16 protein-coding genes are annotated in these 16,144 nt (G+C 71.7%); 5 read left to right on the top strand and 11 right to left on the bottom strand.

Annotated elements, in window-relative coordinates:
- Positions 1 to 22 precede the first annotated feature (22 nt).
- The gene (locus ABD346_RS04030; protein ID WP_344371559.1) at positions 23 to 316 is read right to left on the bottom strand and encodes a hypothetical protein; all 294 of its coding nucleotides are present in this window, start codon (positions 314 to 316) and stop codon (positions 23 to 25) included.
- A 161-nt stretch (positions 317 to 477) separates the two neighbouring features.
- On the opposite strand from ABD346_RS04030, the gene ABD346_RS04025 reads away from it, so the two are divergent.
- The 3 genes from ABD346_RS04025 to ABD346_RS04015 are packed head-to-tail and all read left to right on the top strand — an operon-like array spanning position 478 to position 2,779.
- Positions 478 to 1,158, top strand: coding sequence for an ABC transporter permease (locus ABD346_RS04025; protein WP_344371557.1), 681 nt, complete (start codon positions 478 to 480; stop codon positions 1,156 to 1,158).
- The gene (locus ABD346_RS04020) at positions 1,155 to 1,829 is read left to right on the top strand and encodes an ABC transporter permease (protein ID WP_344371555.1); all 675 of its coding nucleotides are present in this window, start codon (positions 1,155 to 1,157) and stop codon (positions 1,827 to 1,829) included. The genes ABD346_RS04025 and ABD346_RS04020 overlap by 4 nt, the downstream gene beginning before the upstream one ends.
- On the top strand, positions 1,826 to 2,779 hold the full coding sequence (locus ABD346_RS04015) for an ABC transporter substrate-binding protein (RefSeq protein ID WP_381227173.1): 954 nt from the start codon (positions 1,826 to 1,828) through the stop codon (positions 2,777 to 2,779). Before ABD346_RS04020 ends, ABD346_RS04015 begins: the two co-directional genes overlap by 4 nt.
- Positions 2,780 to 2,803: 24 nt before the next feature.
- On the opposite strand, the gene ABD346_RS04010 is transcribed toward ABD346_RS04015, so the two are convergent.
- The 8 genes from ABD346_RS04010 to ABD346_RS03975 all read right to left on the bottom strand — a co-directional run bounded on the left by ABD346_RS04010 (position 2,804) and on the right by ABD346_RS03975 (position 11,397).
- Positions 2,804 to 3,481: an esterase/lipase family protein gene (locus ABD346_RS04010; RefSeq protein ID WP_344371553.1), complete on the bottom strand. Its 678-nt coding sequence runs from the start codon at positions 3,479 to 3,481 to the stop codon at positions 2,804 to 2,806.
- Between the two features lie 330 nt (positions 3,482 to 3,811).
- Positions 3,812 to 4,972: an ABC transporter ATP-binding protein gene (locus ABD346_RS04005; protein ID WP_344371552.1), complete on the bottom strand. Its 1,161-nt coding sequence runs from the start codon at positions 4,970 to 4,972 to the stop codon at positions 3,812 to 3,814.
- 64 nt (positions 4,973 to 5,036) lie between these two features.
- Complete coding sequence (locus ABD346_RS04000) at positions 5,037 to 6,527, bottom strand: sensor histidine kinase (RefSeq protein ID WP_344371550.1); 1,491 nt, start codon at positions 6,525 to 6,527, stop codon at positions 5,037 to 5,039.
- A gap of 29 nt (positions 6,528 to 6,556) precedes the next feature.
- On the bottom strand, positions 6,557 to 7,291 hold the full coding sequence (locus ABD346_RS03995) for a response regulator transcription factor (protein ID WP_344371547.1): 735 nt from the start codon (positions 7,289 to 7,291) through the stop codon (positions 6,557 to 6,559).
- 38 nt (positions 7,292 to 7,329) lie between these two features.
- The gene (locus ABD346_RS03990) at positions 7,330 to 7,932 is read right to left on the bottom strand and encodes a DUF5666 domain-containing protein (RefSeq protein WP_344371546.1); all 603 of its coding nucleotides are present in this window, start codon (positions 7,930 to 7,932) and stop codon (positions 7,330 to 7,332) included.
- 26 nt (positions 7,933 to 7,958) lie between these two features.
- Entirely contained in the window at positions 7,959 to 9,176 is a 1,218-nt protein-coding gene (locus ABD346_RS03985) for an ABC transporter permease (protein WP_344371543.1), read from the bottom strand.
- On the bottom strand, positions 9,173 to 10,024 hold the full coding sequence (locus tag ABD346_RS03980; protein ID WP_344371540.1) for an ABC transporter ATP-binding protein: 852 nt from the start codon (positions 10,022 to 10,024) through the stop codon (positions 9,173 to 9,175). Before ABD346_RS03980 ends, ABD346_RS03985 begins: the two co-directional genes overlap by 4 nt.
- Entirely contained in the window at positions 10,021 to 11,397 is a 1,377-nt protein-coding gene (locus ABD346_RS03975; protein WP_344371538.1) for an efflux RND transporter periplasmic adaptor subunit, read from the bottom strand. Before ABD346_RS03975 ends, ABD346_RS03980 begins: the two co-directional genes overlap by 4 nt.
- A gap of 278 nt (positions 11,398 to 11,675) precedes the next feature.
- Here ABD346_RS03975 and ABD346_RS03970 point away from each other — a divergent pair, with 278 nt between their 5' ends.
- The gene (locus tag ABD346_RS03970) at positions 11,676 to 12,281 is read left to right on the top strand and encodes a hypothetical protein (protein ID WP_344371536.1); all 606 of its coding nucleotides are present in this window, start codon (positions 11,676 to 11,678) and stop codon (positions 12,279 to 12,281) included.
- Positions 12,282 to 12,342: 61 nt separating this feature from the next.
- Here the strand turns inward: ABD346_RS03970 and ABD346_RS03965 are convergent, their stop codons facing one another.
- Complete coding sequence (locus ABD346_RS03965; protein ID WP_344371533.1) at positions 12,343 to 13,770, bottom strand: alkaline phosphatase family protein; 1,428 nt, start codon at positions 13,768 to 13,770, stop codon at positions 12,343 to 12,345.
- Between the two features lie 264 nt (positions 13,771 to 14,034).
- Between ABD346_RS03965 and ABD346_RS03960 the strand changes: the two genes are divergently transcribed.
- On the top strand, positions 14,035 to 14,871 hold the full coding sequence (locus tag ABD346_RS03960) for an enoyl-CoA hydratase/isomerase family protein (RefSeq protein ID WP_344371532.1): 837 nt from the start codon (positions 14,035 to 14,037) through the stop codon (positions 14,869 to 14,871).
- Between the two features lie 18 nt (positions 14,872 to 14,889).
- Here the strand turns inward: ABD346_RS03960 and ABD346_RS03955 are convergent, their stop codons facing one another.
- Positions 14,890 to 15,807, bottom strand: a complete 918-nt coding sequence (locus tag ABD346_RS03955) for an SDR family oxidoreductase (protein ID WP_344371530.1) — start codon at positions 15,805 to 15,807, stop codon at positions 14,890 to 14,892.
- Between the last annotated feature and the right edge of the window lie 337 nt (positions 15,808 to 16,144).

Here is a 16,144-nt window from a genome sequence, read left to right as displayed (position 1 = left end):
GGTCCGGCCTCAGGGAAGGCGACTATCGGCCAAGGGCGGTAAGGCCCTTCGCCAGGTCCTCACGGTTCATGACGGGCACGATCGAGATCTTGGCGCCCATGTCCATGTAGAACGGCTCGGCGAGCTTCGGAATCTGGGACGTGTCCGCCAGGTCGAAGAAAATGAACGCAGTGCGACAGCCTTCCTCAGCGGTGAAGTAGACGGCCTCGGGACTCAGAGCCTCCAGCGCGGACTGCATCGACTTCTGCATGGTCCCGTTGCGGATGGCGTCGTTGGTCTTCTCGGTGTCGAGGATGGCCTTCAGAAGTACGCGCATGGAACTCACCCCATTCCCGACCGGGCGGGTGGCTCGACGCACCGGTGATTCCCGGCCGCACTCACCCCAAGCGTCCCCCTTTTGGCCAGGTATCACAACGTATGCCCCGGACAGCCCAGCAGGACGCGCGGCCGACCCGGGCCCCGGGCTCCAATGAACGGGTGACCGCGCCTCCCGACGACTGCCTCGCGCGCAACGAATGGATCTGCGGCGCCTATCTGTCGAGCCGCCGGCAGATCCTCTGGGACGCGGTGCTCCAGCACCTCCAGCTCACAGCGGTCTCGGTTCTCCTCGGCCTGGTCATCGCCGTGCCGCTGGCCGTGGCGGCCCGCCGCTGGCGCTGGGCCGCGGGTCCCGTACTGGGCGTCACGACGGTGCTCTACACCATCCCGTCCCTCGCCATGTTCTCGCTGCTGCTCCCCGTGTACGGGCTCTCGGCCTCCATCGTCGTCGCGGGCCTGGTCCTGTACTCGCTGACGCTGCTCGTACGCAACATCCTGGCCGGGCTGCGCGCCGTCCCCGAGGACACCCGGCAGGCGGCCCGGGGCATGGGATACGGGCCGGTACGGCTGCTCCTGGCCGTGGAACTCCCGCTCGCCGTGCCCGCCGCCATGGCCGGTCTGCGCATCGCCACCGTCTCGGCGGTTTCCCTGGTGACGGTCGGCGCCATCGTCGGCTACGGCGGGCTCGGCAACCTGATCTACTCCGGGATGAACACCTACTTCAAGGCACAGGTCCTCACCGCCTCCGTGCTGTGTGTGGTGATCGCCGTGGCCGCCGACCTGGTGCTGCTCGGCATCCAGCGGCTCCTGACGCCCTGGACCAGGGCGGAGCCCGCATGAAAACGCTCTCGGACGCATGGTCGTGGCTCACCTCCGCCGCCCACTGGTCCGGCGAGAACGGCATCTGGCACCGGCTCGGCGAACACCTCTGGCTCACCGCGCTGTGCCTCGTGCTCAGCTGCCTCATCGCACTGCCCGTGGCGCTGGTCCTCGGCCACCTCGGCAAGGGCGGGACGCTCGCCGTCAACATCTCGAACGTAGGGCGGGCCGTACCCACCTTCGCCATCCTCGCGCTGCTCCTGCTGACCCCGCTCGGCAAGTACGGCGAGGGACCGACGATCGTCGCGCTGATCCTCTTCGCCGTACCGCCGCTGCTGACCAACGCCTACGTCGGCATGCGCGAGGTCGACCGCGACGTGGTGCGGGCGGCCAGGGGCATGGGCATGACCGGACGCCAGCTCCTGCTCCGCGTCGAGGTGCCGCTTGCCCTGCCACTGATCCTCACCGGTGTACGGATCGCCGCCGTCCAGCTCGTCGCGACGGCCACCCTCGCCGCTCTGGCGGGCGGCGGAGGGCTCGGCCGGATCATCACGGCCGGGTTCAACCTCGCCTCGACGCCCCAAGTCGTCGCGGGCGCCGTGCTCGTGGCGGTCTTCGCGCTGGTGGTGGAGGGGATCTTCGAGGCGGTCCAGCGGTTCGCGCCGCAGTGGGCGAGGGGCGGTTTCGGATGAGGCCGCGGCTGCTGAACCCGCGCGTGTTGATGGCCGGTCTCACCCTGACGGCGGTCGCCGCCTGCACCACCGGGCCGAGCCTGGAGAAGCAGGGCTCGGTCACCGCACCGCCCGGCGACAACAAACACCTGACGATCGGCACGGCCGGCTTCACCGAGAGCGACGTCCTCGCCCAGATGTACGCGCTGCTCCTCGGCAAGGCGGGCTACAGCACCAAGATCCTCTCGGTGACCAACCGGGAGATCTATGAACCCGCCCTGGAGAGCGGGCAGATCGACGTCGTCCCCGAATACGCGGCCACCTTCGCCGACTGGCTCAACGCCAAGGCCCACGGGCCCGACGCCAAGCCGGTCGGCTCACCGGACCTGGGCCGGACGATGACGGCCCTGCGCGCCCTGGCCACCCCGCGCGGGCTCACCGTCCTCGATCCGGGCAGGGCGGTGGACCAGAACGCGTTCGCCGTCGCGGAGTCGTACGCACGCGAGCACCGGCTCAAGACGCTCAGCAACCTCGGTGCGGCGAAGCTTCCGGTACGGCTCGCGGCGGGCGACGAATGTGTGCAACGCCCGTACTGCGAACCTGGGTTGAAGAAGACGTACGGGATTGATGTCACGGCGGTCGACCCCAAGGGAGTCGGCACGACACAGGCCAAGCAGGCCGTCCAGAGTGGTCAGGACCAGATGGTCCTGACCACCACGACCGACGCCACGCTTGCCGCCTTCGACCTGGTGCTGCTCGCCGACGACAAGCACCTGCAGAACGCGGACTACATCGTGCCGGTGGTGAACCGCTCACGTGCCGGCAGCACGGGGGTGACCGCCGCGCTGGACAAGCTCAACACGGTGCTCACCACGGCCGACCTCGCCTCTCTGAACGAACAGGTCGACAGCTGGCGGCGGCTTCCGGAGGACGTGGCGAGGGGCTACCTGAAGTCGAAGCGGCTGATTTGATGTATGGGCTGTGGATCAACTGACCTATCGCTCAAGGAAGTTGAGGACGCCTTGAGCGGTGGAGGCGTCGGTCAGCAGGTCGTTGTGGGCGAGGCAGCCGGCGTCGGTGTTGACGGCGCCGGACAGCGGCACGCTGCTGTTGGGCAGGATGAAGCCGTCGCAGTCCGACCAGAACGTGGCGTACTTCGTGGGGCCCGGCGTCTCGTTGCCGCTCGCCAGACGGCTCTCGACGTACGAGTTCGGCGTCATGTCCCGGCACCCTTGGTCCCAGATCGCACACGCCCAGGCAAGGCTCGTCCCGTGGTTGGGCCCGCCGAGCGAGACCCAGTGCCGCACCACCTGCGTGCCGCCGCCGAACTTCACATACCAGCGGGTGGGGAGACTGCCCTGGCTGTGCGCGACGATGTCCACCTGTGAGGAGCCGGTCTGGGCGCGCACGGAGTCGACGTACGCGGCGAACTGGCCGGCCAGCACCTCGTTGGTCGACCGGCTGGAGTCGTACCCCCAGGCGAAGAGGTCGCCGTCGGGGTAACCGGCCTGCCTGAAGCGGTCCTTCATGGTGCCCCAGACGCCGGGGTCGGCGTTGCGGCCGTGCACGAACACGACGGGTATGGGGGTGGGGGCGGCCGCCCGGGCGGCGGGGGCGAGGGCGATCGTGCCGGTGAGCAGGGCGAGCGCGGTGGCAACGGGGGCGAGGCGCATGGCGGCTCCAGCGGGGGGTGTTGTGGGGCGCCCGGTACGAGGGCTACCGGATGGTAGCCACGCGCTCCGCGGAACGAAAGGCGCATGCGGGCCCGGGTTTTCCACCCCGCCAAGGCCGGCCCTGCCAGGGGCGCGGGGAACTGCGCGAGCACCACGCACGGTCCGCGGCCGGAAACGGGGTTTGGGGGCGCGGGGAACTGCGCGAGCAACTGCGCACGGTCCGCGGTCGAAGGCGGGTGGGGCGCAGCTCCCTGGGGGCTTTGAGGCCGAGCCTATTCGGCCCCGCGGAACGGATGGGTGGGTGGGCGGGCAACCTCACCGCGGCCACCCTCACGCATCCGCGACCGAGTCGAAGTCGACCTCCCCCCGCGCCACCCCCAGCGCATCCGCGTCCACCGACCTCCGCAGCGCCTCGTGCAGCTTCGCCGGGGTCAGGACGCCGAGGAAGCGGGCGCCGTCCACCACGGCGACCCAGCCCGCGTCGTACTGCAGCATCTCGCTGAACGCCTGCTTGAGCGGGGCCCCGACCGGCACCCACGCCTCCATGCGCCGGGCCAGGTCGGCGACCGAGCCCGAACCCGCGAGGGAGAGCTCGTCCGCCGCGACCCAGCCGTGCAGCTCGCCGCCCTCGTTGAGCACCACCGCCCAGCGCGCCTCTTCACCGCGCAGCCGGGCCGCCGCCGCCTCCGCGGGTTCGCCCAGCCGTACGACCGGCGGCTGCTCCAGGTCGTCCGGTTCGACTGCTGTCACCGACAGGCGCTTCAACCCCCGGTCCGCGCCCACGAATTGGGCCACGTACGCCGTGGACGGCGCCCCCAGGACCGACGCCGGGGTGTCGAACTGCTCGATGCGTCCGGACCCGTACACCGCCATGCGGTCCCCCATCCGTACGGCCTCCTCGATGTCATGGGTGACCAGGAGGACCGTCTTGCGTACGGTCGCCTGGAGGCCCAGGAACTCGTTCTGGAGGCGTTCGCGGACCACCGGGTCAACCGCGCCGAAAGGTTCGTCCATGAGGAGGACCGGGGGGTCTGCGGCCAACGCCCGTGCCACTCCCACCCGTTGGCGCTGGCCGCCCGACAGCTGCGCCGGGTAGCGCGGGCCGTACTTCGCCGGGTCGAGGCCGACCAGGTCGAGCAGTTCGGCCGCCCGCGCCCGGGCCTTCGCCCGCTTCCAGCCGACCAGCGCCGGGACGGTAGCCGTGTTGTCGAGGACCGTACGGTGCGGGAAGAGCCCGACCTGCTGGATGACGTAGCCGATCCTGCGGCGCAGCTTGACCGGGTCGAGCGTGGCGATGTCCTCGCCCTCGACGAGGATGCGGCCCGACGTGGGCTCGATGAGCCGGTTCACCATCATCATCGTGGTCGTCTTGCCGCAGCCCGACGGGCCGACGAGCGTGACCAGTTCGCCCTCGGCGACCTCGAAGGACAGGTCGTCGACGGCACGGGTGCCGTCCGGGTAGACCTTGCTGACCTGCTCGAACCGGATCATGAACCCACGCTAGGAGCCCCCGGCGCCGCCCGCACTCGGGCCGGTCCGGGGGAGTGGGAGCCGCTCAGGGTGCCGCGGAGAGCAGCACGCGGAAGACCGCGCCCTCGCCCGGAGCCGTCTCCAGCTCCACCTGCCCCTGGTGGGCCTGGACGAGTGCCGAGGCGATGGCCAGGCCGAGTCCCGCGCCGCCCCCGGTCTGGCGGCTGCGCGAGGCGTCCACGCGGTAGAACCGCTCGAAGACCCGGGCCGCCTGTTCGGGCATGAGACCCGGGCCCGAGTCCGCGACCTCGATGAGGCCGCGGCCGTCCACGGCGCCCACCCCGATCCGTACCGGAGTGCCGGACGGCGTGTGCGCGACGGCGTTGCCGACGAGGTTCGCGACCACCTGGCGGAGCCTCGCCTCGTCGCCGAGTACCGGGGCGGGCCCGGGCGGCCCCTCGCCGCCCGGTCCGGTCAGGGTCACCTCGCGCGTCGGGTCCAGGGCCCTCGTGTCGTGCAGGGCGTCCACCGCCAGGGTGCGCAGATCCATCGGGGCGAGCTGGAGCGGCCGCTGCTCGTCCATGCGGACCAGCGTGAGCAGGTCCTCGACCAGGCCGCCGAGGCGCACCGCCTCGCTCTCGATGCGGGCCATCGTGCGCTTCACATCGGCGTCGTCGGGGAGCGCGCCCATCCGGTACAGCTCGGCGAAGCCCCGGATGCCGGCGAGAGGGGTGCGCAGTTCGTGCGAGGCGTCCGCGACGAAGCGCCGCATCTGCTCCTCCGACTCGGCGCGCGCCGCGAACGCCGACTCCAACTGCGCCAGCATCCCGTTGAGCGCGCTGGTCAGCCGTCCGGCTTCCGTACGCGGTGAGGCGTCCGGCATGCGGTGCGAGAGGGGGCGGCCTGCCGCGATCTCCGCCGCCGTCGCTTCGATGCGGCGGAGCGGACGAAGGCCCGCCCGTACCGCGAACCAGCCCGCCACCCCGAGCAGCAGCGCCACGACGACACCGATGAGCTGGAAGGCCGTGGCCAGGTGGTCGACGGTGGAGGAGACTTCTTCCAGGGGCGCCGCCACGACCACGCCCGCGGGGAGCGCCGGGTCGCCGCTGTCCACCGGCACGATCAGCATCCGCCAGCTGCCGCCGCCGTGATCGCTGGGCACTTCGAAGGGCTTGCCCAGCCGGGCCCGCAGTGCCTTCGCGTCCATCACCGGCCACAGCGGCCGGGGGTCGCCCGCCGCGACGGGCTGGCGGAACTGCTCGGTGACCTTGCCGTCGTCGGCCGCGAAGGCGATCACGTACTGGCTGGGCAGCCAGGCCCGGCCGGACCGGCCCGCGCGCGGTGCCGGGGTGCCTTCGACGCCGACCCGGTGCGCCACCGAGTCCCCGAACCGGTTCAGCTGCTGGTCGACGCGCTGCACCAACTGGCCACGCACCGAGCTCAGGACGACGGTGTCGCTCACCGTCAGCCCGAGCGCCACCAGCGCCATGGCGAGCAGCACCAGCCGCGAGCGCAGTGAAAGGGCGGCGAAGCGGCGCGGCAGCCGGCCGAGCCGCGCCCGCAGGTATTTCAGCATCGGGGGCATCTCAGCATCGGGCGGACACCTCAGGACTGCGGGCGGCGCAGCACATAGCCGATGCCGCGCACGGTGTGGATGAGCTTGGGCGCGCCGTCGGCCCCGGAGTCCACCTTGCGGCGCACGTACGAGATGTACGACTCGACGATGCTGAGGTCGCCGCCGAAGTCGTACGCCCACACATGGTCGAGGATCTGCGGCTTGGACACGACACGGTCGGCGTTGGTCATCAGGTAGGCGAGCAGTTTGAACTCGGTCGGGGAGAGCGAGACGGGCCGCCCGGCCCGCAGGACCTGGTGGCCCACCGGGTCGAGTTCGAGATCGCCCGCCACCAGGCGGCCCTCGCCGCTCGGGCCGCCGGTGCGGCGCAGGATCGCGCGGATCCGGGCGATCAGCTCCTCCAGGCTGAACGGCTTGGTGACGTAGTCGTCGCCGCCCGCCGTCAGGCCGCTGATCTTGTCGTCGACGCCGTCCTTGGCGGTGAGGAAGAGCACCGGCAGATGGTCGGGGCCCGGGCCGCCGCCGGGCTCCTCGCGCAGCCTGCGCACGACCGCGAACCCCGTCATGTCGGGCAGCATCACATCGAGTACCACCAGGTCCGGGCGCTCCTTGGCGACGGCCGCCAGGGCGTCGGCCCCGGTGGCCGCCGAGACGACCTTGAAGCCGACGAAGCGCAGCGAGGCCGAGAGCAGCTCCCTGATGTTGGGCTCGTCGTCGACGACCAGCAGGCTCGCCTCGGGCATGGCTGCGTCCGTCGGGGCCATCGGTTTCCTCCTCGTGGCGGCGTGGGCGTCTTCGGTGATCAGCCCCGGCCGCCGCCGAAACCGCTGGCGCCGCCCTGGGCGACGGTGGTCGCCGCGACGTCCCCGGAGGCATTCTGACTGCCGCGCACCGTCACCGTCTGGCCCGGCTGCAGATCGGACACCTTGCCGCTCTTGGACTCGGTGACCTGGGTGCTGCCGGCCGTGGTGACCTTGACGACGTTGCCCTGGGTGTCGGTGACGTAGATGGTGCTGCCGTCGACGAGCTTCACCGTACCGATGGTCAGCCCGCCCGCCGCGCCCGGGATGCCTCCACCCTGGCGCTGGCCGCCCTGGCTGCCCTGCCCGGCGCCGAAGCCCTGGCGCTGGCCGCCCTGACCGCTCTGCCCGGCGCCGCCACGGGCGGCCGCGGACGGCGTGCCGCCCTGACTCTGGTTCTTCTCCACCAGGGCGCCCCCGGCGAAGGCGAGACCCGCCACCAGGGAGCCCGAGAGCACCAGCGTCAGCCACGGAAGCCGCTGGCGCGGAGGTGCGCTGAGCTCGGCCGAAATGTCCCGGGTGTCCGGTGGTTCGGCGAGGATGTCCTCCGGATCGCCGGTCACCGCGGGGCCGGCGCTCTCCAAAATCTCGGCGTTGCCGAACATGTCCTCTCCCTGTCCGTACATGGGGTTCACTCGTGCCGCAGGGCTTCGATGGGCCGCAGGCTCGCGGCCCGGTTGGCCGGGTAGCCGCCGAAGAACAGCCCGATGGCCACGGCGATCGCGAAGGCGCCGACGACCGATTCGGGGATGATCACCGGCTTGATGCCGACGATCGTGAAGTGCGAGCCGATCAGACCCGCCGCGACGCCGAGCCCGCCGCCGATCAGCGAGAGCAGCGTCGACTCGGCGAGGAACTGCCCGAGGATGACGCCCCGCGGCGCTCCGATCGCCTTGCGGATGCCGATCTCGCGGGTCCGCTCGGTCACCGTCACCAGCATGATGTTGGTGATGCCGATCCCGCCGACGAGCAGGGAGATCGCCGCCACCGCGCCGAGCAGCACCGTGAACGTCTTGTTGGTGTCCGCCTGCGTGGTGAGCAGGGAGGCCTGGCTGCTGACCCGGAAGTCCAGCGCGTTCGGGTCCTTGATGCCGTGCCGGCCCATCAGGACGGTCGTGATCTCGTTCTGCGCCTGGGTCGTCGCGTCGGCGGACTTCGCCTCGACGAGGATCTGGCCGATCGAGCCGAAGCCGGTGAAGGCGTTCTGCACGGTCGGCAGCGGCGCGACCACCACGTCGTCCGGGTCCTGGAACCCGGTGCCGCCCTTGGTGGCGAGCACCCCGACCACCGTGAACGGCGTGCCGCCCAGAGTCATCTTCTTGCCGACCGGGTCGGCCGTGCCGAACACGTCGGTCGCCGTGGTCGAGCCGATCACGGCCACCTTGCGCGAGCCGAGCACGTCGTCGGCGCTGAAGTAGTCGCCCTTGGTCACCTTGCTGTTGGACGCCTTGAAGTACGCCGGGTAGGTGCCCACGACCTGACTCACCGCGTGCGAGGTGCCCTCGTACAGCGCGGTCTGCGATGTGGTGGTCTCCGGAGCGACCGACTCGATGTGCGGCGCGGACGCGGGGTCGGCGAGCGCGCGGGCGTCATCCACGGTCAGCGGTTTGGTGACGGTGGCGCCGGACGAGCGCGGGCCGCCGAAGCCGCCCCCCGAGGACACCGTGAGCGCGTTGGTGCCGAGCTTCTCGATCGAGTCCTTCACGGCCTGCGAGGAGCCGTTGCCGACGGCCAGCAGCACGATGACCGCGGCCACACCGATCAGCACCCCGAGCATGGTCAGCGCGGAGCGCACCTTGTTCGCCGCGAGCCCGCCGAAGGCGAAGCGCAGCGTCTGGAACAGGCTCACCGGCCGCCTCCGACCAGCGAGTCGTCCTCGCGCAGGGCGGGCGGTGGGCCATCCACGGGAGCCTGCCGCACGTCCTCGACGATCCTTCCGTCGACGAGCCGGATGACCCGCTTGGCGTGCCGGGCCACCTCGTCCTCGTGCGTGATCAGCACGACGGTGCGCCCCGCCGCGTTCAGCCGGTCGACGACGGACAGCACCTCCTCGGTGCTGTGGCTGTCGAGGTTTCCGGTGGGTTCGTCCGCGAGCAGCATCGCGGGCGCGGTCACAAGAGCCCGGGCCACGGCCACGCGCTGCTGCTGACCGCCGGAGAGCTCGTTGGGGCGGTGGTCCATCCGGTCGGCGAGCCCGACCAGGGTGAGCGCCGCCTCGGCCCGCCGACGCCGCTCGGCGGGCTTCACCCCGGCGTACGCCAGCGGCAGCTCGACCTGGGCGAGCGCGGGAGTGCGCGGCACCAGGTTGAACGACTGGAAGACGAAGCCGATCTTGCGGTTGCGCACGAGCGAGAGCTGGCGCTCGTCCAGGCCGCCGACGTGGATGCCGTCGAGCAGATACCGGCCCGAGGTCGGCACGTCGAGGCAGCCGAGGATGTTCATCAGGGTCGACTTGCCCGATCCCGAACTTCCCATCACGGCCACGAAGTCGCCCTGCTCGACGACGAGTTCGACGCCGAGGGCCTGTCCGCTCACCGGGTCCACGGGCCCGCTGAGCGCATGGACCGCCGCGTCGCCGTGCCCGTACGTCTTGATCAGCGAGCGCACCTCGATCACCGGCGCCGGAGCCCAGGGTCCGTCGGCGGACGCCGCCTCGGGCAGCGCCGCGGTCGTGCGCGGCCACAGGGGCGACGTCATCCGCGGCCACCTCCGCCGCCACCGGCACGGAAGCCGCCGCCCCCGCCGCCGCCCCCGCCGCCACCGCGGGTGCGTGCGCCACCGCCACCGAGGCCGCCGGGGAAGGCGCCGCTCGGGAAGCCGCCGTTGCCCGTCGCGGACACGCTGGCCAGCTGCACCTTCTCGCCCTCGTTCAGACCGCTGAGGATCTGGTCCGAGCTGTCGCCCTCCAGACCCACCGTGACCGGAGTGCGCTCGGTGGTGCCGTCGGCCTTGACCACGGTCACCGTACGGTTGGCGCCGGTGCCGGTCACCGCGGCGGTCGGCACCGACAGGGCTCCGGACGCCTCGCCCATGACGACCTGGATGCTCGCGCTCAGCCCGGTGCGCAGGTTGGTGGTGGGGCTGGTGATGGTGAGCGTGGCGGCGTACTGCACGGCGCTGCCCGAACTGCTGTTGCCGCCGCCCCCGCCGGAGCCCGATCCGGAGCTGACGGGCAGTGAACTGACGGACAGAACCTTGGCGTTGAGGACCGTGCCCGACTCCGCGTTGAGTGTGACCGTGGCCGCCTGGCCGGGCTTCACCTTGAGCGCGTCGGCCTCGGAGAAGTTCGCGGTGACCTGCATGCCGGACGGGTTGGTGAGGACAACGAAACCGGACAGGGCCGAGGAGGAGGACGAACTGGCGCTGCCCGAACCGGAGTTGGAGCCGCCGCCCGAGCCGCCGTTGCCTCCGCTCGTGCCGTTGCCGCCGGTGCCGGTGACGGTGTCGCCCGTCTTCGCCGACACGGAGGCGACGGTCCCGGCGACCGGGGCCGTGAGCGTGGTCCCGTCCACCGCGCGCTGCGCCGCGTCCACCGCGTTCTGGGCCTGGGTGAGCTGGGCTTCGGCCTGCGCGAGCTGCGCGGGGTCGACCGTCGGCGAGGCGGCCGGGGTGGCCGCGGTGTTGGCGGAGCCCCGCGTCGACGAACCGCCGCCCGAGCCGGAGCCCGTGCTCGAACTCGGCTGCCCCTCCTGCACCTTGGTGAGATTGGCCTGGGCCGCTGTCAGCGACGCCTCGTCCTGGGCGAGGGTCTCCTTGGCGGCGGTGGCGTCCACCTTGCCGAGGACCTGGCCCCGGGACACCTTGTCGCCCGGCTTGACGTCGACCTCGGTGAGCTTGCCGCCGGTGGTGAAGTTCACCCCGGCGTCGCTCGGCGAGGCCAGCGCGCCGGAGCCGGACACAGTGGCGAGGACGGTGCCCTTGGTGACCTCGACGGTCTTCGAGCCGGCCCGCGCCGGGGTGTCGCTGTGGCTGGTCACCGCCGCGTAGGCGCCGCCGGCGCCCGCCAGGACGGCCACACCGAGCACCGAGTTGATCAGGACGGCTTTGCGCCGTCGTGGGAGCACCTTCATGACGGCGGATCCTGGCCGCCCGCACTTTGGAACGTCTGGGAGCTTTCTGGGAGTTCCCTGGGAGCGTCGGCGCCGGTGAATCTTCACATTACGGGTGAGAAGTTACGTATCGGATCGCCACGGGGGTCCCGTCGGCCCTGCACGGGCCCGGACGTCCAGGGAACTCCCAGCCCTTCCCCCGGAGGCGCCCACCCGGGTGGGGTTCAGTCATGGGTCGCCGACGGCGTACCACTCCAGCGAGGCCGTCGTCAGACCGACGCACCGAGGAGACACCGGACATGACCTGGACCAAGCGCCGGCCCGCCACCGCGCGCACCGCGATCGCCGTGCGGGCCGCCGTCTCGGCCACCGCCGTCGTGGCGTGCGGCCTGCTGCTCGCGGCCTGCTCGTCCTCGGCCGCCGCCCCCAGCGCACAGGCGAAGCCCGCGTCCTCCGCGTCCGCTTCCAAGGGCATGGACGCGTACCGCCAGTGCCTGGCGCAGCACGGGGTCACGATGGCGCCCCGGCCCAGCGGCAGCGGGCGGCCGCGGGGTGCGGGCAGGCCGAGCGGGGGCACGCGCGGCCCCGGTGGGTTCGGTGGCTTCGGAGGTGGGGCCTCCGCGGATCCCGCCCAGCGGCAGGCGGCGCAGGCCTGCGCGAGCGAGCGCCCTCAGTTCAACGGGCGGGGTGGTGGCGGGGCCGACAGCACCGCGATGAAGGCGTTCACCGGCTGCCTCAAGGACCACGGGGTGGTGCTGCCCTCCGCGTCTCCGGGCGCCGGGGGTGGCATGCGCGGCCTCAACACCTCGGACCCCAAGTCCGCGCAGGCCTTCGCGGTCTGCAAGGCCCTGCTGCCCCAGCGGCACTCGGGTGCCCCGGCTCCGTCCGCGAGCCCGACGGCCTGACCCCGGCGCGAACGGGGCCCGGGGCGGAGCCCCTGGAGGGGGCTCCGCCCGGCGGCGGGGGCTACACGTGCGGGCGGTGGCCCGGCTCCTGCTTGGGGAAGTGCTGGGTCGCCCCGGGCAGCGTCGGCTTCGGCAGCGTGGCCACCTCGCGCTTGGCCTCCTCCAGCTGCTCCGCCGTGTCGTCCGGCAGCCTGGGAGGCCGGGGCGAGGTGCTGCTGAACCGGAAGGCGGAGGTCAGATCGCCGAAGGTGCGGCGACGCCACTGGCTGATGTTCGGCTCCTTGACGCCCGTGAAGTGCTCCAGGAACCGCAGCGCCGAGGTGTGGTCGAAGGCCTCGCTCGCCACCCAGCCACCCACGGTCCAGGGCGAGATGATGATGGCGGGCACCCGGAAGCCGCCGCCGATGGGCAGCCCGCCGATGAACTCGTCCGCGGTGCCCGCCCTCGGGGTCGGCGGCGCGACGTGGTCGAACAGGCCGTCGTTCTCGTCGTAGTTGAGGATGAAGGCGGTCTTCGCCCACACCTTCGGGTTGGATGCGATGGCCTCGATCTTCTGCGCCACGAAGTCGGCTCCCGCGGCGGGCAGGTAGTCGGGGTGCTCGGACTGGTAGCTCGTCGGCATGATCCAGGAGACCGCCGGGAGCCGGTCGTTACGGGCGTCGTCCTCGAAGGTTCCCTCGGGCTGCGGGCGCACCCCGCGTTCGTACAGCGGGGAGCCCGGCTTCGCATCGCGGAAGGCCTGGAACTGCTCAAGGACGTTGCAGCCGTAGTCGTCGTCCTGCTGGTAGACCTTCCAGCTCACCCCGGCCGCCTGGAGCCGCTCGGCGTAGGTTGTCCAACGGTACGGCTTGGGCGCGGAGTTGCTGATCACCGGACCGCCCTTCGTGCCGCCCGGGTCGATGCTGGCCGTCATCCAGTACAGGCGGTTCGGCCAGGTCGGGCCGAAGACGGAGCAGAAGTAGTTGTCGCAGATGGTGAAGGTCTCGGCGAGCGCGAACTGGAACGGGATGTCCTCGCGCGTGTAATAGCCCATCACATAGGGGCCGTTGACGCCGTCCGCCTTGCGATGCGCGGGCAGCCACTGGTCCATCTTGCCACCGTTCCAGGCCTGGTGCTGCACGGCCCAGGCATGGCTCGTGGAAGGGATGGCCTGCGCGCTGGTGCTGTGCGTGTCCAGGTGGAACGGCAGCAGGTAGCCCCGCGGGTTCACGGAGTCGGGCTGGTAGAACACCGAGCGCCCATTGGGCAGCTTCAGGGCGCGGGGATCGCTGAAGCCGCGCACGCCCGAGAGAGTGCCGAAGTAGTGGTCGAACGACCGGTTCTCCTGCATCAGCATGACGACGTGCTCGACGTCGCGCAGCGAGCCGTTGCGTGGCGGTCCGGCGGCGACGGCTTTCTGCACACTGGGCGGCAGCAGGGACAGCGCCGCCGCGCCGCCGATGGCTCCGGCCGCCGATCCCAGCAGTCTGCGTCGTGTCAACTCGGCCATGAACGCCCCTTCCAGAGCTGTCGGTTGAGACCAGTGACGTGGACCTGCCAGTCAGTCTGCCGCTGTTGGGTGTGGGGCGGTGGTGGGAACCGATGAACACGCGCCCAACGAAGAGCAAGGGCTTGCCAAAGCGCGGGCCGGAGCATCACGCGGCCCGGGCGGCGACCCCCTCCCGCAGGGGTGCGCCATGCACGGAAGTCCCTTAGTGTCGAAGGATCCAATGAATCTGACGGCTCGTCAGTATGATAAGGAACGGGAGAGGTGATGATCGACATCCTGGACCGGCGGGTCGCCGAGGGCGAGGAGCGGATCCGGCTCGACGTCACCGGCTCCGGCATCGGCATCCTCACCCTGTGCCGGCCGGACAAGCTCAACGGGTGGAGCTGGGAGTCGAGCCGCCAGCTGGGACTGCTCGCCGACCGCATCCGCTTCGACGAGTCGGTCAGGGTCGTGCTGCTGCGGGCCGAGGGCCGCGCGTTCTGCGCCGGAATCGACGTCACCGCCCCCGGCGGCGCCATCACCGGCCGCTCCCCGGCCGAACGCACCCACCGCTACTACGAAGGCATCCGCTGGGTTCACGAGCGCTTCGCCGCCTTCGCGGGGCTGCCGCAGCCCGTGATCGCCGCCGTCCAGGGCTACTGCCTCGGCTTCGGTTTCGAGCTGGCCCTGATGGCCGACGTCCGGATCGCCTCCGACGACGCCGTCTTCGCGCTGCCGGAGACCGGCATCGGCGTGGCCGTCGACGCCGGAGGCGATCTGCGGATCGCGCGCGACGCGGGCGCCGGCTGGGCCAAACTGCTCGCGCTCACCGGACGCCGCATCGACGCCCCCACCGCCGAACGCATCGGACTCGTTCAACTGGTCGTGTCCAAAGGTGAGTTGGACTCCACTGCCACGGATCTGGCCGCCGAGATCGCGGCCAACGCGCCCCTGGCTGTCCGGTCCGTCAAGCGCGACATCGACGCCTTCGCCGACGCGGGGCTCGCCGCGGCCCTCGACCGTACAGCCCTGTCCGCTGCCCTCACCCTCACCTCCGACGACGCCCGCGAAGGCTACGCCGCCAAGGCCGACCGGCGCCCGCCGACCTTCGACGGGAAGTGAACCGGGCCCAGGGGTGCCCTACTCCCCGAACGGCCCGCGCCCCAGTTGTTCCCGCACGCTGCTCACCGGCGGCGTCACCAGCGCCCGGCGCTGCCAGTTCGCCCCGTCCACCACCAGCGTGTGACCGCTGATGAAGCGGGCGTACGGGGAGGCGAGGAAGGTGGCCGCCCAGCCGAGCTCGCGCGGCAGCCCGACCAGCAACGCGGGCTGGCGCAGGGCCAGTTCGCCGTCGTCGGCGGCCCGGTCGAGGCCGGCCCGGATCGCCTCCGGGAGATCCGGGTGCGGCATCAGGCCGGGCACCAGACCGTTGACCTGGATGCCGTACGGGCCCCACTCCACGGCCAGCGTCTCCACGAGATTGCGCACGCCCGCCTTCGCCGCCGCCGAATGGGCGTGACCGGGGCCGCCCGTCCAGGCGTACGAGGCACCGATGCTGATCACCGAGCCCGGAGTGCCGGCCGCGAGGTGGCGGCGGGCGAACTCGCGGGTCATGAACCACGTTCCGGTCAACGTGATGTCCAGGACCGCCCGCCAGGCGTTCGGCGACAAGTCCTCGGCAGGAGAGGGGAAGTTGGCGGCGGCGTTGTTCACCAGGACGGATGGGACGCCGAGCACCGCCTCGGCCGCGTCGAAGACCTCGGCGATCCGCTCCGGCTCCCTGATGTCGCACACCGCTGCCGCCACCCGCCCGCCGAACTCGGCCAGCTCCTGTTCGGCAGCCTTCAGCCGGTCCGCCGAGCGGCCCACGATCATGAGATCGGCGCCGAGCCGGGCGAACTCGGCGGCCATCGCCTTGCCGAGCCCCGACCCGCCCCCGGTCACCAGGACCACACTGCCCTCGTACGTCCCGGGCGGCAGCGCGCACGCACCGAGCGGGGGAGGCGCGGGCAGTCCGGGGTGCGCGGGACGTGGGGGCCGTACGGCGTCGTCCGTCATGGCGCATCCCTACCGGCTGTCGCGCCAAACCGCCATGGCCGTGCGGGGATTCGGGCCCTCGGGAGACGAGAACCTCCAGCCAGGGTCTCATCAGGACGCCCTGGGCGCCGTTCGGCCGGTTCTTGAGATTGCCCAGCGCCTGCTCCTGGTCCTGGGTGCCGGACGGCCAGAACGTGTAGCCGCCCTCCTGCGGGATCAGCGCCCCGTACTGATAGTGCGTCACGGTGAGGTAGACCCGCGTCGTGCACGGCGGAGCGCTGCACCTCGGGCTGCTGGTGACCGCACCCGGCACCGCGCTGATGCCGCTCCTGCGCGCTGTCGCGTCCGACCTCGCGCA

The sequence above is a fragment of the Streptomyces mauvecolor genome (genome assembly GCF_039532965.1).
Taxonomy (GTDB): Bacteria; Actinomycetota; Actinomycetes; order Streptomycetales; family Streptomycetaceae; genus Streptomyces; species Streptomyces violascens.
The sequence above is the reverse complement of the archived record's forward strand: the minus strand, read 5'-3'. Positions and strand labels throughout refer to the sequence as shown.

Coding starts and splice junctions, on each gene's coding strand:
- ABD346_RS04030 (WP_344371559.1), bottom strand. CDS start 316: ATGCGCGTACTTCTGAAGGCCATCCTCGACACCGAGAAGACCAACGAC.
- ABD346_RS04020 (WP_344371555.1), top strand. CDS start 1,155: ATGAAAACGCTCTCGGACGCATGGTCGTGGCTCACCTCCGCCGCCCAC.
- ABD346_RS04015 (WP_381227173.1), top strand. CDS start 1,826: ATGAGGCCGCGGCTGCTGAACCCGCGCGTGTTGATGGCCGGTCTCACC.
- ABD346_RS04010 (WP_344371553.1), bottom strand. CDS start 3,481: ATGCGCCTCGCCCCCGTTGCCACCGCGCTCGCCCTGCTCACCGGCACG.
- ABD346_RS04005 (WP_344371552.1), bottom strand. CDS start 4,972: ATGATCCGGTTCGAGCAGGTCAGCAAGGTCTACCCGGACGGCACCCGT.
- ABD346_RS04000 (WP_344371550.1), bottom strand. CDS start 6,527: ATGCTGAAATACCTGCGGGCGCGGCTCGGCCGGCTGCCGCGCCGCTTC.
- ABD346_RS03995 (WP_344371547.1), bottom strand. CDS start 7,291: ATGGCCCCGACGGACGCAGCCATGCCCGAGGCGAGCCTGCTGGTCGTC.
- ABD346_RS03990 (WP_344371546.1), bottom strand. CDS start 7,932: ATGTTCGGCAACGCCGAGATTTTGGAGAGCGCCGGCCCCGCGGTGACC.
- ABD346_RS03980 (WP_344371540.1), bottom strand. CDS start 10,024: ATGACGTCGCCCCTGTGGCCGCGCACGACCGCGGCGCTGCCCGAGGCG.
- ABD346_RS03975 (WP_344371538.1), bottom strand. CDS start 11,397: ATGAAGGTGCTCCCACGACGGCGCAAAGCCGTCCTGATCAACTCGGTG.
- ABD346_RS03970 (WP_344371536.1), top strand. CDS start 11,676: ATGACCTGGACCAAGCGCCGGCCCGCCACCGCGCGCACCGCGATCGCC.
- ABD346_RS03965 (WP_344371533.1), bottom strand. CDS start 13,770: ATGGCCGAGTTGACACGACGCAGACTGCTGGGATCGGCGGCCGGAGCC.
- ABD346_RS03960 (WP_344371532.1), top strand. CDS start 14,035: ATGATCGACATCCTGGACCGGCGGGTCGCCGAGGGCGAGGAGCGGATC.
- ABD346_RS03955 (WP_344371530.1), bottom strand. CDS start 15,807: ATGACGGACGACGCCGTACGGCCCCCACGTCCCGCGCACCCCGGACTG.